Source organism: Alphaproteobacteria bacterium US3C007 (genome assembly GCA_034423775.1).
GTDB classification, from domain to species: domain Bacteria; phylum Pseudomonadota; class Alphaproteobacteria; order Rhodobacterales; family Rhodobacteraceae; genus Thalassovivens; species Thalassovivens spotae.
This window is the reverse complement of record CP139918.1, coordinates 3,066,410-3,082,320: the sequence shown is the minus strand read 5'-3', so window position 1 is coordinate 3,082,320 and position 15,911 is coordinate 3,066,410. Positions and strand designations below refer to the sequence as shown.

Genomic DNA, 15,911 nt, shown 5'->3' with positions numbered 1-15,911 from the left:
GTCAAAAGGCTTCGATCAAACTCTTTCAATTCACTGCCGGCGCAAAGGCGCCATTTGTTTTTCTTGCGCATACCAAATCATCACGCCAAGCCGTACGCCCTCTGCAAATCTCGCCCGCCATTCAGCATTTTGCAGATTTGCCAGATCCGTTTCTGTGGACATAAACCCCGCTTCAATCAAAATCGCTGGAATATCAGCGCCTTTTAGAACTGAAAACCCCGCTTTGCGTAAAGGTTTTGCATTGAGCCCTCCCAAGACGCGGGACAGCCCTTTCACGACAGATTCTGCCAAAATTTCCGAACTCTGCATATTTTCCAAGCGGCTCAAATCTAAAAGCGCCATCGCAACATCTTCATCAATCGCGTTTAAATCTACGCCCTGCAGCACAGAATCAGGTTCATGGCGCAACACCAAAGATTGCGAGGCGCTTTCAGACGCGCGTGCTGGCAAAGTGTAGACCGTGGTTCCATAGGCCGTTCCTTCGACCAAAGCATCCGCATGCAAAGAAATAATCAAATCCGCTTTTACAGCTTGCGCCAAAGAAACGCGCGCTTCAAGCGGCACAAATTTATCCTCGATACGCGACAAAACGACATTAACGCCTTCAACGCGTAGCAAACTTTCTTTCAACTCTTTTGCCAGGCTTAGCATCAAGCCAGCTTCATTCACATCGCCAACTATGGCCCCTGGATCGATACCGCCATGGCCAGGGTCAATCAGAACCGTCAACCGATTTTCTATTAAAGCCGGCGTTGGCCCCGCAGATTTCACGGAAAGCTCTGGCTCTGAATTTGCACCCCCTCGCAGCGCAAAAAGCGCAAATTCAGCCATCGTTACCGGCGTTAAAACCAAGCTCAGCGCGGCAGAACCATCAAAGGCGTTTACGCTCAAATCGGCCGTTTCAAGGCGCATCGGCGATGTCAGCTCGAACCGCAGGGTTGATTGCTGCGAAGGGGTTTCAAAATAGGTGGTCTGCTTGATTTCTTTACTTTTGTTAAAGTCATAACCGCTTATATCAACCGGATGTAGCGCGTTAAATTCAACCTCCATCCGCGGTGGGTCTTGCAGAAAATACACCCGATAAGGCACGCCTTGGCTTAATTCTAAATTTATCCGCACGCCATCCCATAACAAATCCTCGACGCTGCTGCCGCTGACGCGTAAGCGGGCCAAGCCTTGGATGGTCGGCGCGCTTTTATCCAGGGTCTCTTTGGCTTGCGTTATGCCCATGCAGGGACCAAAAACAGGAGCCAGCAACGCGATAAAAGCCAGCAGGTTGCGAAAAGAGTAAATCATCCAGCAAAGCCCTTCTTCTGCATAAATTGCGTCAATCTATGCAATCCTTCCTGAATATCTTCGCTGCTGCCTGCGTAAGAAAACCGCAAGCTTCCCGCCCCGCGCTGGGTGTCGAAATCCAAACCCGGCGTAACGGCAACGCCTGCCTCCTGCAAAATCTCGCGGGCAAATGACAGGCTGTCGGATGTCAAATGCGAGATATCTGCATAAATATAAAAAGCACCATCCGGAGGGGCGATGCGATCGAACCCGGCCTTTGGCAATCCTTCAATCATTAGGCGGCGGTTTTTCTGGTAGACGGCTTGATACGCGGCCAACTCTTCGCGGCACTCCATCGCAGCAAGCGCCACAACTTGGCTGGCATGTGGCGCACAGATAAACATATTTTGCGCCAAGCGTTCAACCTGACGAATATGGTTTTCGGGCACCACCATCCAACCAACGCGCCATCCTGTCATCGAAAAATATTTCGAAAATGAATTTATCACATAGCAATTATTTGTTATCTCTAACGCGCTGACCGCCTTGGTTTCATATTCAATTCCATGATAGATTTCATCGCTGATAAAGGCGGCTTCACTGCGCTCAGTGGCCTCAATCAACGCGCCCAATTCCCGCCGCGTTAGCATTGTTCCGGTCGGGTTGGACGGTGAGGCAACCAGCAAACCGTTTAAGCTTAAATCTTCAAAATCGCTAGGGTGCGGTTGAAACTTATTTGTAGAGCTTGTTGGAATATCCACCGCGGTTAAATCAAGTGCTTTTAAAATTTGCCGGTAGCTGGGGTAGCCCGGCGCACCAATGCCCACCCGATCTCCAGTATCAAACAAGGATGTAAAGGATAATAAAAACCCAGCCGACGAACCCGACGTTACAATCACCCGGTTTGGATCTAAATCAACATCATACCATTCGCCATAGAGCTCAGAGATCTTACCGCGCAGCTCGGGCAAACCAAGCGCAACCGTATACCCCATCGCGGTTGCATTTAAACTATCGCGCAGCGCATTTCTGGCCCCCAGGGGCGCGGGAGTTGCGGGTTGCCCAACCTCCATATGAATTATGTGGCGCCCCGCCGCCTCTGCCTGACGCGCAGCTTCCATCACATCCATCACAATAAAGGGATCTACGGCGCCACGGGTTGAGTTTTTCATCGTATCAATCCAAACTCTAAATTAATGAGTGAACTTCTTGATCTATAGGCGGCTTCGATGCGAATAATCAACAGTTTCATTGTGTTAATAGCCCTCTTTTTAACACCTGCCGCCGCCACAGCAATATCCTTGTTGCGAGATTCTGATGTTGAACATGCGCTTCAGGAATTGGCGCGCCCCATTTTGCAAGCCGCAAGTCTGTCCAGCGAACGGGTGAAGATACTTGTGGTCGACGATCTTCAATTGAATGCTTTTGTTATCGACAACCATCATATCTTTCTAAATGCGGGCATGGTTTTGAAAACAAATTCGGCCAGTATGCTGCAATCCATCATCGCGCATGAAGCAGCCCATATTGCAAATGGTCATATTGCACGACGAGCAAAGACTATCAAAACGGCCCGCAGCGCCGCGGGTTTTGGCATGGCGTTGGGCATAGCGGCGGGCGCGGCGGGCGGGAATGTTGCGCTTGGAACCGGTTTGGCCATCGGTTTAAACAGCTCGGCAGAGCGAAATTTTCTAGCCTATAATCGCAGCGAAGAAAGCTCGGCCGATCAATCCGCAATGCAATATATGCGCCGCGCAGGCGTCAGCCTACAGGGGATGGCGGATGTTTTAGAGATCTTTTCTGGTCAGGAAAGCTTATTACCAGCCCGCCAAGACACCTATCTGCGCTCGCATCCGCTCAGCCGCGAACGGCTTCGCCAAGCGCGCTCAAATGCTGCAACGCAATCCTCCAGCAAGCCTGATTTATCCGCAGAATATTGGCACGCAAGAGCCAAAGCCAAATTGGCGGCGTTTTTGAGGCCACCCTCCACGATTTTGGCGCGAGAGCAACGAAAACTTCCCAAGGATCTCAAGGCGATAAGCAAGGCGATTGCGCTGTCGCGGCAGGGCAAATTATCAAAAGCCCTTGACCAGTTAAGGATTGCGCAGAGTGTAAGGCCGAAAGATCCCTATTATCAGGATCTTTACGCAGAGCTTTTAATGCGAAATCAAAAATTTTCAGCCGCTGTAACAGCCTATGAAAAAGCGGTGGCAATGGCCCCGAAGGATTCGTTGATTTTGGCAGGTTATGGACGCGCTTTGCTGGCCAATAACCAAATATCAGCGGCTTTAAAGACGCTGGAAAACGCTCGCTCTCGCGACTTTAGAAGCACCAAATTATTGCGCGATTTGGCGGTTGCCTATGCGCGATCAGACAAACCAGAAATGGCGGCCTTGGTGACTGCAGAACGCTTTGCGTTGCAGGGGCGGTTAAAAGATGCAAACATTCACGCTAAGCGTGCTGTTTTGGGTTTGCCAACCGGCTCTCCTGCATGGCAAAAAGCGCAAGACATACTTAGTATCAGCACTAAGTAGTCAGATCACAAGGATTTATAATGCTCGTCAAAGTTTTAAGAATATGTGTCACTCTCTGGGCGCTTTTTGCGGCCTCGATCGCGTCTGCTGCGGATCTGTCTGAAGCAGAGCGGAAAGCGTTTGGTGAAGAAGTGAAACGCTATTTAATGGAAAACCCAGAAGTGATTTTTGAAGCGGTGGATGCATTCAAAGCCCAACAAGCGGCCAGCGAAGCCCAAAACGATTTTGCATTGGTGCAACAATATAGCGCGGCGTTGTTTGACGATGGCTTTTCTTATCAAGGTGGAAATTTAGAAGGCGATATCACCTTGGTCGAATTCATCGATTATCGCTGTGGTTATTGTAAAAAAGCCTTTCAAGATGTGAAAGAGCTTCTTAAAGCCGACGGAAATATCCGATTGATCCTGAAAGAGTTGCCGATTTTAGGCGAAGCCTCGGTTGCTGCCGCGCGATATGCGGTTGCTGTGAAACAGCTTTACGGCGCCGATGCATATAAACGGGTGCATGACGCATTGTTCGGTTTACGGGGCCAACCAACCCCTGCCGCGCTCAATAAAATATCGCGCAAGCTTGATTTGGATGCAGATAAGATTTTGGAGCACATGGCGTCTAATGACGTCGCAGAGGAACTTTCAAAAACCGCGGCATTGGCGCAAAGAATGAAAATCAGCGGCACTCCAACTTTCGTGATGCAAGATGAAATGTTACGCGGGTACCTGCCCTTGGAATCGATGCAAGCGATGCTGCGAGACAAAAGGGGCTAAGCGGCGCCTACGCTTTTAATAATCGCTTAACGGCTTCAAAAAACAAAGCAGCGCCGCCGCCGTATCTTTTGGATGGATGTCTGGAAAAAAATGCCCGCCGGCAATCGTGCTGCATTCAAACCGCTTCAGCCTTGCGCGCCAGGTTTCTGGCAGGTCAAAGGATTTATCCATTGCGCCACCCGCGCCCCACATCACCAAGGCGGGCAGATCAAGCTGGCGGGGTAAATCGCGCTGATCCAGATCAAAATCATAATCCAGCGCAGCGCGGTAATCATTGCACATCGCTTCAATCGTTGCGGGATCCCTCCAAGTTTTGCGATAGGCGTCGAGCGCGCGTTGATCGAATTGCTCTAATGTGCTGCCGCCCCAGCCAAGCAAGCAGCTTTCAAAGTAATAATCGGCATCGGCGGCGATCAAAGTTTCGGGAAACGGGCTGGGTTGCGCCAAAAAGAACCAATGATAATACGCCCGCGCAACCTCTGACTTAAGCGCATCCAACAAAAAATGGGTGGGCGTTATATCCATAACCGTTAAAGACTTAATCCGATCGCTGGCATCAAGAGCCATCCGATATGCGGTGCGCGCGCCTCGGTCATGCCCAATCAAATGGAAGTGGTCAAACCCTAAAGATGTCATAAGCTCCAGTTGATCCTGGCCCATTTTTCGAAAGCTGTATTCGGCAACGCCTTTTGGCTTGGACGAGCCACCATAGCCCCGTAAATCAGCGCAAATCACATGAAAGTGTTCGGCTAAAATCGGCGCAATTCGGCTCCACATAAACCGATTTTGCGGAAACCCATGCAGCAAAAGAAGTGGCGCTTTTCCCTTGCTTTCTTCACGTTCGGAATAGGCAATTTTTACTCCGTTCAAATCGCAGATTTTATGCTGAAACCCGTCCAACATCAATTTTTTGCCATTTGTTGAGATCGCTTATCAACCGAGAGCGCCTCTAAAATCCGCGCCCAACTGCGAATACCTTTGTGAAAGCTTTGCAAATCATATTTTTCATTTGGAGAGTGAATTTGATCATTGTCTTTTGCAAAACCAATCAGCATGGGGCTGACGCCTATAATATCTTGAAAATGGCTGGCAACCGGTATCGATCCTCCGCAGCCGGTAAAGGCCGCCTCTTGCTCCCATTCGGCGCTCAGCGCGGCGCGGGCGATTTCAAATAGCGGCGTGTCACTTTGCATAACAACCGCGGGTGAGGCCCCATAAGAAATAAATTCAACCGTACAATCAGCCGGCAAATAGGACGAGACATGCGCATGCAAAGCTGCACGGATTTTTTCTGGATTCTGCCCCTCGACCAAACGGCAACTGATTTTAGCAGAGGCTTGGCTTGGCAAAACCGTTTTGAACCCCTCGCCTGTGTAGCCGCCGCAGATCCCGTTGATTTCGCAGGTCGGACGCGCCCAAATATGTTCAAGCGGGCTGTAAGCTGTTTCGCCCGCCGGCAGCCGCAAGCCGACCTCGCCAAGAAAGCTGTGATGCGAAAAGTTGAGGCTCTGCCACTGCGCTGACAAATGGGGCGGTATATCGCGCACCCCATCGTAAAATCTCGGCAGCTGCACGCGGCCAGTTTCATCATGCAAGCTGGCTAAAATTTCACTGAGCACATGCAGTGGATTGCGCGCCATCCCCCCATAAAGACCTGAATGCAAATCGCGGTTGGCAGCGCGCACCACCACTTCTTCACTAACCATACCGCGCAACATCGTAACGATTGCTGGAACCCGATCATCAAATAAACCAGTATCGCAAATTAGAACCACGTCAGCCTTCAGCGCTTCTTTATGCGTTTCCATAAAAGGAACCAAACTCGGAGACCCGCTTTCCTCTTCGCCTTCAAAGAAAAAACTTATTTTACACGGCATTTGCCCATGTTCGTTGTTCCACGCGCGGCAGGCTTCGACAAAGGTCATCAATTGGCCTTTATCGTCTGAACTCCCCCTGCCTCGAATGACCTGTCCATGCGCTGTCTGTTCTACGGCTGGTTCAAATGGATCGTGATGCCATAATTCGAGCGGGTCGGCGGGCTGCACATCATAATGGCCATAAAACAAAATATGCGGCGCATCCGGATTTGAAGATCCTTTAAAACTGCCCATAACCATCGGTTTTCCCGGCGTTTGATGTTTTTGCGCTTCTGCCCCTATGGCGCGCAATTGATCCACAAGCCAATCAGCGGCAGTATCACATGCCTTATCAAAGGCGGGATCTGTCGAAATAGAAGGGATCCGTAACAAGTCCAACAACCGCTTCGTTGCATTTTCAAGATCTGCGTCAATCCGCGCAAGAACTGGGGCTAGCGACATTTTCAAACCACCCTATATGTGTGCATGAGTATTAAGCCTAGCATGTGTTCCCGCGCTGTCCAGTCACCCTTGACTTTAGGTGCATTCATGTCGATGAGGTTTATAGAGTAGTGATTGGAAAAGCCCTTGGTGCTTTTGGTAAAAGATGGAAGGCCGTAGATTGACTTATAATGATTTCTTAGATCAATCTTTAAACCGTTTACATGATGAGGGGCGGTATCGCACGTTTATAGATATCGTGCGCGACAAAGGCAATTTTCCTCACGCGACATGGCACCGCCCCGATGGAACCGACGCACCGGTAACGGTTTGGTGTGGCAATGATTATTTGGGAATGGGGCAGCATCCGGCAGTTTTGAACGCGATGCATGAAGCGTTAGACGCCACGGGTGCAGGATCTGGCGGTACGCGGAATATTTCTGGGACAACCGTGTATCATAAGAGGCTTGAGGATGAGCTTGCCAACCTGCATGGTAAAGAAAGCACGTTGCTTTTTACCAGCGCCTATATTGCCAATGATGCAACTCTGTCTACTTTGCCAAAGCTTTTTCCGGATTTAATCATTTATTCGGATGCGCTAAATCACGCCTCGATGATCGAAGGCATTCGTCGAAATGGCGGAAGTAAACGCATTTTTCGCCATAATGACCTTGCCCATTTGCGCGAATTGCTGGAAGCCGATGATCCGAAGGTCCCGAAACTCATCGCGTTTGAGTCAATCTATTCGATGGATGGGGATTTTGCGCCGATTGCTGAAATTTGCGATCTAGCAGATGAGTTCAACGCCCTGACCTATCTTGATGAGGTGCATGCGGTGGGTATGTATGGCGCACGTGGTGCTGGCGTGGCCGAACGTGATCGGTTGATGCATCGCATCGATATCATCAACGGCACCCTTGCAAAGGCCTACGGGGTTATGGGCGGATATATTGCTGCTAGCGCAAAACTGTGTGACGCGATCCGCTCATACGCGCCCGGGTTTATTTTCACGACCTCGCTGCCTCCAGCGGTCGCAGCGGGGGCCGCAGCCTCCGTCGCGCATTTGAAATCTGACAAAGATTTGCGCGCGCAACATCAAACGCAATCTAAGATTTTAAAGTACCGTTTAAAGGGGATCGGATTGCCGATTATCGACCATGGCTCTCATATCGTTCCCGTGATTGTCGGCAACCCGGTTCATACGCAAAAACTCTCTGACATGTTGCTTCAAGATTTTGGTATTTATGTGCAACCTATCAATTTCCCAACGGTGCCGCGTGGAACCGAGAGGTTGCGTTTCACGCCATCCCCTGTTCACGGGCCGGCGGAAATTGACGCATTGGTCAGGGCAATGGATACGCTCTGGGCGCATTGCGCGCTGAATCGTGCCGAAAACTCGGCGTAAAGTAACCCTAAAGTGTAATTCTTACTCAATTATGCTATCAGATCACGAGTTATGTGGATAAGAACGATTCGGTCTCGAGTATTGGGAGCTGGAGCGCTGAGGCGAAAGAGCAAAAAAAACAAAGCGGCACCCGAGCTAGAGGGTGCACAAACGGCAAGACCGAAAGGGTTTGACGATTTCGAGCTGCGGCTTGGTGACACCATGCGCGGCGAACGCGCGACCATTGGCAAATCGTTGCTTGATGTACAACGCGACCTTAAGATTAAAGCATCCTACATATCTGCGATTGAAAACTGTGACCCCGGCGCGTTTGACACGCCAGGTTTTGTTGCAGGTTATGTACGATCTTACGCAAAATACCTGGGCATGGACAGCGAAGAGGTTCTTCAACAATTTTGTGCAGAAAGCGGCTTTCAAACCTTAAGCGCGCTGGCACAAGGGTCAAGCGCCAAAAAGCCGCAATCCTTAGCGCCCCTTTTACCCAAGCAAAACAATGCGGGTTCAACTGATATATTCAAAACATCGCCCTTGGCGATGGAGCCGCCCGATGCCGGGTTCTTGGAAACCTTAGAAATGCGTGCCATTGCCTCCGTGGCTGTGTTGGCATCGCTCATCGGTGTTATCGGATTTGGGGCCTGGTCTTTGTTGCAAGAAGTGCAGCAAGTAAAACTGACACCAGCGGAAAACACGCCGATCGTTTTATCGGATTTAGATCCATTGGGTTCGGTGCAGTTTCCACAAACTGAGGCTACAAAAAACGCTTTAGACCAACGCCTAAACATTGAGAAACTTGATCGACTTTATCGTCCACAGGCGCTCGATTTTCCCATACTTACAGCCCGGGATGCTCCTATATCATCCTTAAATCCGTCAGATTTCGGCAATTTCATTCCTCAACCAGACCCCGCCGCGGATCCCGGCGGCGAGATACTGGCAGATGTTGAGAAAAACCTGCCAAGCGAAGCAGAGCTGCTTGCTCAAATCGCTACGCCGCAAGTGCTCGAAACCGCTCCGCCGACGCTGGCGCTATTTGCTATTAGAGATGCTTGGGTGCGGGTGACAGCGCCTGATGGAAGCCGAATTTTTGAAAACACGATGAAAGCGGGCGAAGAATTTATCCTACCTCAAACTGAAATGGCCCCTATGTTGCGGGCGGGTATGTCGGGCTCAGTTTATTTTGCCGTTGAGGGAAAATTATATGGCCCGGCCGGCACTGGAGGCAAAGTGGTCAAAAACGTCGAGCTGTCAGCCAGGTCTTTGATGGCCAATTATCAACCAGCCAATCTGGATCTTGATCCGGTCTTAGAGCGGGTTGTAGCAGAAGCGACGGTGTCAAGCTTTACAACCGACAGAATGTCAGAGTAAGTTGACAGTAATGGCTTTTTCTTGAGGCCTTTTTTTAATAACCACTGAGACCAGATATGTCCTTGAATTCCGTACGCCCTTGGCGAAATATTTACCGCCGAAAATCGCGAAAAATTCATGTTGGTAATATCGCGGTTGGCGGAGACGCGCCGATTTCGGTTCAAACGATGACCAACACCTTAACAACTGATGTAAAAGCCACCCTCGCGCAAATAACTGCCGCAGCAGATGCAGGAGCTGACATTGTGCGTGTTTCGGTGCCCGACCAGGACAGCAGCAAGGCCTTCAAGGAAATTGCCAAGGAAAGTTCGGTTCCCTTGGTTGCAGATATCCACTTTCATTATAAACGCGGTATTGAGGCGGCGGAGGCAGGCGCGGCGTGTTTGCGTATCAATCCAGGCAATATTGGCGCACCAGATCGCGTTAAAGAAGTCATAAAAGCCGCCAAAGACAATAATTGTTCCATTCGTATTGGCGTTAATGCCGGATCGCTTGAAAAACATTTGTTAGAAAAATACGGCGAACCCTGCCCAGATGCCATGCTTGAAAGTGGTTTGGATCACATCAAAATCTTACAAGATAATGATTTTCATGAGTTTAAGATCAGCTGTAAAGCCTCAGATGTTTTTATGGCAGCCGCTGCCTATCAAGCTCTGGCAGAAGCTACGGATGCCCCGATCCATTTGGGAATTACAGAAGCCGGCGGATTGACCAGCGGAACGATTAAGTCTGCGATCGGCTTGGGCAATTTATTGTGGATGGGAATTGGCGATACGATCCGCGTCTCGCTTTCTGCTGATCCGGTTGAGGAAGTCAAAGTCGGATATGAAATTCTGAAATCATTGGGATTGCGCCATCGTGGCGTAAATATCATTTCTTGCCCTAGCTGCGCGCGGCAAGGGTTTGATGTAATCAAAACGGTTGAAGCCTTGGAAAATCGGCTTGAACATATCAAAACACCGATGAGCCTATCGATCATTGGTTGTGTTGTTAATGGTCCCGGCGAAGCTTTGATGACTGATGTTGGGTTTACCGGCGGCGGCGCGGGCAGCGGCATGGTCTATTGGGCCGGAAAGCAAGACCACAAAATCGGCAATGAAAATATGGTGGATCACATTGTTGAGCTTGTTGAAAAACGCGCGGCTGAAATCGAGGCGGACGAAAAACTTATATCTGCGGCCGAGTAACTAACCCTCTTCCTTGGGGCGGGCGAACCTGACCGCCAACGCAGAAAGCTTTTCAAATTTTCACTTTTACGAAACAGAAATGGCGCGGTTGACGGGACTCGAACCCGCGACCCCCGGCGTGACAGGCCGGTACTCTAACCAACTGAGCTACAACCGCGCAATCTTTTAAACTGTTTGGCATTCAGTGGCGCGGTTGACGGGACTCGAACCCGCGACCCCCGGCGTGACAGGCCGGTACTCTAACCAACTGAGCTACAACCGCTATCTGAAACCAAACAAGCTTATACCGCCTCTCTTACGGTTCACGTAAGCCCGCGTCAAGAAGGCCGGAACCAAAATCTCACTCTTTCCTTAAAACTAAAATTTCAATTTTCTCTGCCAGCGCTTGCACGGGCTGCCTAAAAACAAAAAAATCTTCTAGAGCTATCTGTTTTGCTTTTAATCGATGGGCAATCTTTGCGTTTGAATGAGAGTTGATTCTCCAAAACGCTTTCGCGAGGCATGCCCGCTCAAACCAAAAGATCCTGCTTTAATAAACGCCGCATATGGTTGAAACCAACGGCATCGACTATTATGTATACGTTAGAAGAAACGCAAAAGGGCCGCCTTCCCCTAAAAGGGAATCGCGCTACCTTGCCGTCATTGAGGATGAAACATGACAAAAACCACCGCGCCAACATATCCCGTTTTGCCGTTAAGAGATATCGTGGTCTTTCCGCATATGATCGTACCACTCTTTGTGGGGCGTGAAAAATCCGTACGGGCGCTGGAAGAGGTTATGGATGATAACAAACAGATACTCCTCTCAAGCCAAGTCGACGCATCAGAAGATGAGCCAACAGCGGATAGTATTTTCAAAACCGGGGTATTAGCGAATGTTTTGCAATTGCTCAAACTGCCCGATGGCTGCGTTAAAGTTCTTGTCGAAGGCAAAAGTCGGGTCCACATTTCTGAATTCGTTGAAAATGAAAACTTTTTTGAAGCCAGCGCTGAAGGTTTATCCGAAACCATGGGCGATGTTGATGCATTAGAAGCCCTCGTGCGCACGGTCAGCGATGAATTTGAACGTTATGCCAAGATTAAAAAGAACATTCCCGAAGAAGCCTTAGGGGCAGTTGCGGAAGCGAGTGATCCGGCCAAGCTCGCCGATTTGGTTGCGGGCCATTTGGGAATTGAAGTTGAGCAAAAGCAAGCATTGCTTGAAATTTTATCGGTCAGTGAGCGTTTAGAAAAAATATACGGTCATATGCAGGGCGAAATGAGCGTTCTGCGGGTTGAGAAGAAAATCAAAACCCGCGTGAAATCGCAAATGGAAAGAACCCAGCGTGAATATTATTTAAATGAGCAAATGAAGGCCATTCAAAAAGAATTGGGGGACGGCGAAGAAGGCCAAAACGAAGTGGCCGAACTGGAAAGCCGGATTGCGGCAACCAAGCTAAGCAAAGAAGCCAAAGAAAAAGTTGATGCGGAATTGAAGAAGCTCAAAAATATGAGCCCAATGTCTGCCGAAGCCACGGTTGTGCGCAATTATCTTGATTGGATTTTAGGCATTCCATGGGGAGTAAAATCTCGCGTCAAGAAGGATCTTGGGCGCGCACAAGAGACGTTGGACCGTGATCATTACAGTCTTGAAAAGGTGAAAGAACGCATCGTTGAATTTCTTGCTGTTCAGCAAAGGAGCACCAAGCTGAAGGGTCCGATCATGTGTTTGGTTGGCCCTCCCGGTGTCGGAAAAACCTCGCTTGGCAAATCTGTCGCCAAGGCAACGGGGCGGGAATTTATTCGCATATCGTTAGGTGGGGTGCGCGATGAATCTGAAATTCGAGGTCATCGTAGAACCTATATTGGCTCAATGCCGGGTAAAATCATTCAAGCGCTAAAAAAAGCCAAAACAACCAATCCATTGATCCTCTTGGATGAGATCGACAAGATGGGGCAAGATTTTCGGGGCGATCCGGCATCGGCGATGCTTGAAGTGCTTGACCCGGAACAAAACGCCACCTTCTCGGATCATTATTTAGAGGTTGAATATGATCTCTCCAACGTGATGTTCTTGACCACCGCAAATAGTTACAACATGCCCGGGCCCTTGCTAGACCGGATGGAAATCATACCGCTCTCTGGCTATACCGAAGATGAAAAATGCGAAATCGCGAAACGGCACCTGCTTTCCAAGCAGTTAAAGAATCACGGTTTAAAAGACGGTGAGCTGGCGCTGAAAGAGGATGCATTAAGCAGTATTATACAGCGCTACACCCGCGAGGCCGGCGTCCGAAATCTTGAGCGTGAAATCGCAAAGATTGCCCGAAAAGCTGTTACTAAAATTGTTAAGAAAGAGGTCGAAACGCTGGAGGTTACGGCGGATAATATCAGCGACTTCTTGGGCGTTGAGAAATTCCGCTACGGTTTGGCTGAAAAGGAAGATCAAGTCGGCGTGGTAACAGGTTTGGCTTGGACTTCGGTTGGGGGTGATTTGCTTTCAATCGAGGCCTTAAAGCTGCCTGGCAAAGGACGCATGAAAACAACCGGTAAGCTGGGTGATGTGATGAAAGAAAGCATCGATGCGGCAAGTTCGTATGTGCGCTCAATCAGCCCCAAAATTGGTGTGAAGCCAACCCTATTTGATCGGTTGGACATTCACGTACACGTTCCCGAAGGGGCAACCCCAAAAGATGGACCAAGCGCTGGCTTAGCGATGGTAACCTCCATCGTGTCGGTTTTAACCGGGATTCCTGTACGCAAAGACATCGCAATGACGGGCGAAGTAACATTGCGCGGCAATGCTTTGGCCATTGGTGGATTAAAGGAAAAACTGCTCGCGGCGCTGCGCGGCGGCATCACAACGGTTTTAATTCCGCAAGAAAATGAAAAAGATTTGGCTGAAATTCCTGATAATGTGAAGGAGGGGTTGACCATCATTCCCGTCAGTCATGTTTCAGAAGTTATTGCGAATGCTTTAACCGCAACGCCCGATGCAATAGAATGGGATGAGGCTGCAGAGGAAGCTGCAGCAGCGGCCGCAGCGCTTAACGCTCCGTCTACGGCACCTGCGACAACGCATTAACGTTTTTTCTGGCCGAGGCTCATCAAGCCTTGGCCAGAGTTTCGTTTTTAAAGCCCGTCGCAGCGTAGTCAAACTTTTTTAAAAATCTTAAAAAAACGCCACAGCAAACCCGAAGAATGGCACTATTTTTCCCCTAGCCTCTTGCGTCTGCTTGAAGCTTTGTTTAGACGGTTTTTTGCGGGTGATTAGCTCAGTTGGTAGAGCGCTTCGTTTACACCGAAGATGTCAGGAGTTCGAGTCTCTTATCACCCACCATACTCCCTTTGAATTGTTCGAATAATAATTTTGGTCTTTAAGGCGAGAACAAATCTTGTATATGTATTCGAGCCGATCACCGAACATAAATGAAACCGCTCTGTCGTAGGGCTTTGTCGTTCTTTCTGTTTTCTTATCAACGCCTCACAGCGTGGCTTTGATAGATGATATCAAAGGCCCGCAGGCCTTTGACTAGTGTTTTAGAAAATACCAAGTGCGACCCTGGCGCACCGTGCCGATTTAAGCCTCTGTTGCGCCCCCTGCAGCCTGCCAATCGCCAAAGCCTCCAATATTGATTATATTGCTATAGCCCATCTCAACCAATGTTTTGCCCGCCAAAGCGGCTTGTCCACCCGCTGCGCATAAAACACAAATCCGGGCCTCTTTTTGCAAACGCGGATTGTGAAATTTTGTGGCGTCATCCGCAGCAAATTCAAGGAACCCGCGGTTGATCCGAACGGCGCCCGCAACCGTACCTGAGGCCGTTATATCAGAACTGTCGCGTACGTCCAAAAATACGGTTTCGCCATCATCAAAAAAGGCCAACGCCTCTGTCGCTTGAATACGCGGCACCACCGCATTGGCATCTTGTAGATAATCGCTTGATGTTTTCATCTTTTAGTCCTGTGCAAGTTCGGGCGAATAATCCGCCTTTGATTAAGTTTATATTCTGCCGCTAACATAGGACACTGCCGGCAGAAAGCAAAGCACGCAGAGGCCAACAGCCCAATGCTGTTTTTAAGATCGGCGCCGGCGCCTTCTTGAACTTAAAAACTTATTTTTGCCGCGCGTTATCGAAAAACAGACATCAAAACGTTATATTTTTACTTTTTACCGCTGAGTTTTAGGCTTTAAGCAATCTTTAAAAAAAACCCATAGGTAAATATTATGCCTGATATTGACAGCAATCCAAACACCTCGCAGGTTAATCCATAAGATAGGCATCATGTTTTTCTCTGCGAGCGATACGGCATGAAGATAGAATTTTACTATGATTTTGGCAGCCCGAATGCCTATTTGGTGCATAAAACGCTGCCAGAGATTGCAAAGACGTATGGAGTTCCAATTATATCTCGGCCGATCTTGCTGGGCGGTGTGTTCAAAGCAACCAATAATAAAAGCCCAATGGAAGCCTTCGCGAATGTGGCTGGGAAACTCGCCTATGAAGCCCGTGAGACCGAACGTTTTGTAGAAAACCGCAAGATCATTTTTCAGCTAAACCCCCATTTTCCTGTTAATACCATCGCGCTGATGCGCGGGGCGATATTTGCGCTCGGGAAACCTTGGGAACAGAGCTATCGCGATACAATGTTCCACGCCATGTGGGTTGATCAAGAAAAAATGGATGATCCGGTCACCGCCCTAAGGGTTATGGAAAAAGCTGGCTTGCCCGCGGAGGAGATTCTTTCTGCAACTCAAGATCCCGCAATAAAAGCCGCTTTGATCCAGACTACGTCTCAAGCGGTGGCCCGTGGTGTTTTTGGCGCCCCGACGCTCATCGCCAATGAGGATATGTTTTTTGGCAAGCACAGCCTGATAGATCTTGAAACCATGCTGGAATCATTGCCCTAAACCCACGGCACGGCCCATTTATTGTGCAACGCCGTGCAAAATGCCAGGCAGCGCCATACCTTACCCGCGCATAGCGCAATCCACGTGATCCAAACCGCCTTTCGTAGTTTTGAAGATGATTGCCTCTAAGGATTTAAATGAATAGTCTTTACAGACCTCAGGCTATGCCTGTGTTGTGCAAGCGGCAAAGCCA

The 15,911-nt window shown here is 49.4% G+C and carries 12 protein-coding genes and 3 tRNA genes; 8 read left to right on the top strand and 7 right to left on the bottom strand.

The annotated features are described in order from the left end of the window. Window positions 1–30: 30 nt before the first annotated feature. Both UM181_14655 and UM181_14650 read right to left on the bottom strand, forming a co-directional pair. A complete protein-coding gene (locus UM181_14655; GenBank protein ID WQC62538.1) occupies window positions 31–1,296 on the bottom strand; it encodes an N-acetylmuramoyl-L-alanine amidase in 1,266 nt (421 codons plus the stop codon). Then, a complete protein-coding gene (locus UM181_14650) occupies window positions 1,293–2,447 on the bottom strand; it encodes an aminotransferase class I/II-fold pyridoxal phosphate-dependent enzyme (protein WQC62537.1) in 1,155 nt (384 codons plus the stop codon). Before UM181_14650 ends, UM181_14655 begins: the two co-directional genes overlap by 4 nt. Before the next feature lie 57 nt (window positions 2,448–2,504). On the opposite strand from UM181_14650, the gene UM181_14645 reads away from it, so the two are divergent. Further along, entirely contained in the window at window positions 2,505–3,809 is a 1,305-nt protein-coding gene (locus UM181_14645) for a M48 family metalloprotease (GenBank protein WQC62536.1), read from the top strand. A 20-nt stretch (window positions 3,810–3,829) separates the two neighbouring features. Next, entirely contained in the window at window positions 3,830–4,573 is a 744-nt protein-coding gene (locus tag UM181_14640) for a DsbA family protein (protein ID WQC62535.1), read from the top strand. Window positions 4,574–4,588: 15 nt separating this feature from the next. Here the strand turns inward: UM181_14640 and UM181_14635 are convergent, their stop codons facing one another. Beyond that, entirely contained in the window at window positions 4,589–5,476 is an 888-nt protein-coding gene (locus tag UM181_14635; protein ID WQC62534.1) for an alpha/beta hydrolase, read from the bottom strand. Next, a complete protein-coding gene (locus tag UM181_14630) occupies window positions 5,476–6,891 on the bottom strand; it encodes a M20/M25/M40 family metallo-hydrolase (protein WQC62533.1) in 1,416 nt (471 codons plus the stop codon). Before UM181_14630 ends, UM181_14635 begins: the two co-directional genes overlap by 1 nt. A gap of 160 nt (window positions 6,892–7,051) precedes the next feature. Here UM181_14630 and hemA point away from each other — a divergent pair, with 160 nt between their 5' ends. From hemA to ispG, 3 genes are read left to right on the top strand one after another with little or no spacing between them, the layout of a single operon-like run. Next, a complete protein-coding gene (gene hemA, locus UM181_14625) occupies window positions 7,052–8,275 on the top strand; it encodes a 5-aminolevulinate synthase (GenBank protein WQC62532.1) in 1,224 nt (407 codons plus the stop codon). Window positions 8,276–8,326: 51 nt separating this feature from the next. Continuing rightward, the gene (locus UM181_14620; GenBank protein ID WQC62531.1) at window positions 8,327–9,640 is read left to right on the top strand and encodes a helix-turn-helix domain-containing protein; all 1,314 of its coding nucleotides are present in this window, start codon (window positions 8,327–8,329) and stop codon (window positions 9,638–9,640) included. Window positions 9,641–9,696: 56 nt separating this feature from the next. Further along, window positions 9,697–10,827, top strand: a complete 1,131-nt coding sequence (ispG, locus tag UM181_14615; protein ID WQC62530.1) for a flavodoxin-dependent (E)-4-hydroxy-3-methylbut-2-enyl-diphosphate synthase — start codon at window positions 9,697–9,699, stop codon at window positions 10,825–10,827. A gap of 80 nt (window positions 10,828–10,907) precedes the next feature. On the opposite strand, the gene UM181_14610 is transcribed toward ispG, so the two are convergent. Together UM181_14610 and UM181_14605 are read right to left on the bottom strand one after the other, a co-directional pair. Then, window positions 10,908–10,984: transfer RNA gene (locus UM181_14610), tRNA-Asp, on the bottom strand. A gap of 28 nt (window positions 10,985–11,012) precedes the next feature. Next, window positions 11,013–11,089: transfer RNA gene (locus UM181_14605), tRNA-Asp, on the bottom strand. 393 nt (window positions 11,090–11,482) lie between these two features. Here UM181_14605 and lon point away from each other — a divergent pair. Continuing rightward, window positions 11,483–13,891 carry an endopeptidase La gene (gene lon / locus UM181_14600; protein WQC62529.1) on the top strand — a complete coding sequence of 803 codons (2,409 nt, stop codon included), beginning with the start codon at window positions 11,483–11,485 and terminating at the stop codon, window positions 13,889–13,891. A 179-nt stretch (window positions 13,892–14,070) separates the two neighbouring features. Then, window positions 14,071–14,146: transfer RNA gene (locus UM181_14595), tRNA-Val, on the top strand. A gap of 240 nt (window positions 14,147–14,386) precedes the next feature. On the opposite strand, the gene UM181_14590 is transcribed toward UM181_14595, so the two are convergent. Then, entirely contained in the window at window positions 14,387–14,761 is a 375-nt protein-coding gene (locus UM181_14590; protein WQC62528.1) for a rhodanese-like domain-containing protein, read from the bottom strand. Between the two features lie 357 nt (window positions 14,762–15,118). Here UM181_14590 and UM181_14585 point away from each other — a divergent pair, with 357 nt between their 5' ends. Beyond that, the gene (locus UM181_14585) at window positions 15,119–15,718 is read left to right on the top strand and encodes a 2-hydroxychromene-2-carboxylate isomerase (GenBank protein ID WQC62527.1); all 600 of its coding nucleotides are present in this window, start codon (window positions 15,119–15,121) and stop codon (window positions 15,716–15,718) included. Window positions 15,719–15,911 lie beyond the last annotated feature (193 nt).

Excerpts from the sequence above, each read along its gene's own strand:
- ispG (WQC62530.1), top strand. The coding sequence starts at position 9,697 with ATGTCCTTGAATTCCGTACGCCCTTGGCGAAATATTTACCGCCGAAAA.
- lon (WQC62529.1), top strand. The coding sequence starts at position 11,483 with ATGACAAAAACCACCGCGCCAACATATCCCGTTTTGCCGTTAAGAGAT.
- UM181_14630 (WQC62533.1), bottom strand. The coding sequence starts at position 6,891 with ATGTCGCTAGCCCCAGTTCTTGCGCGGATTGACGCAGATCTTGAAAAT.
- UM181_14590 (WQC62528.1), bottom strand. The coding sequence starts at position 14,761 with ATGAAAACATCAAGCGATTATCTACAAGATGCCAATGCGGTGGTGCCG.
- UM181_14640 (WQC62535.1), top strand. The coding sequence starts at position 3,830 with ATGCTCGTCAAAGTTTTAAGAATATGTGTCACTCTCTGGGCGCTTTTT.
- UM181_14585 (WQC62527.1), top strand. The coding sequence starts at position 15,119 with ATGAAGATAGAATTTTACTATGATTTTGGCAGCCCGAATGCCTATTTG.
- UM181_14655 (WQC62538.1), bottom strand. The coding sequence starts at position 1,296 with ATGATTTACTCTTTTCGCAACCTGCTGGCTTTTATCGCGTTGCTGGCT.
- UM181_14645 (WQC62536.1), top strand. The coding sequence starts at position 2,505 with ATGCGAATAATCAACAGTTTCATTGTGTTAATAGCCCTCTTTTTAACA.
- UM181_14620 (WQC62531.1), top strand. The coding sequence starts at position 8,327 with ATGTGGATAAGAACGATTCGGTCTCGAGTATTGGGAGCTGGAGCGCTG.
- UM181_14650 (WQC62537.1), bottom strand. The coding sequence starts at position 2,447 with ATGAAAAACTCAACCCGTGGCGCCGTAGATCCCTTTATTGTGATGGAT.
- UM181_14635 (WQC62534.1), bottom strand. The coding sequence starts at position 5,476 with ATGTTGGACGGGTTTCAGCATAAAATCTGCGATTTGAACGGAGTAAAA.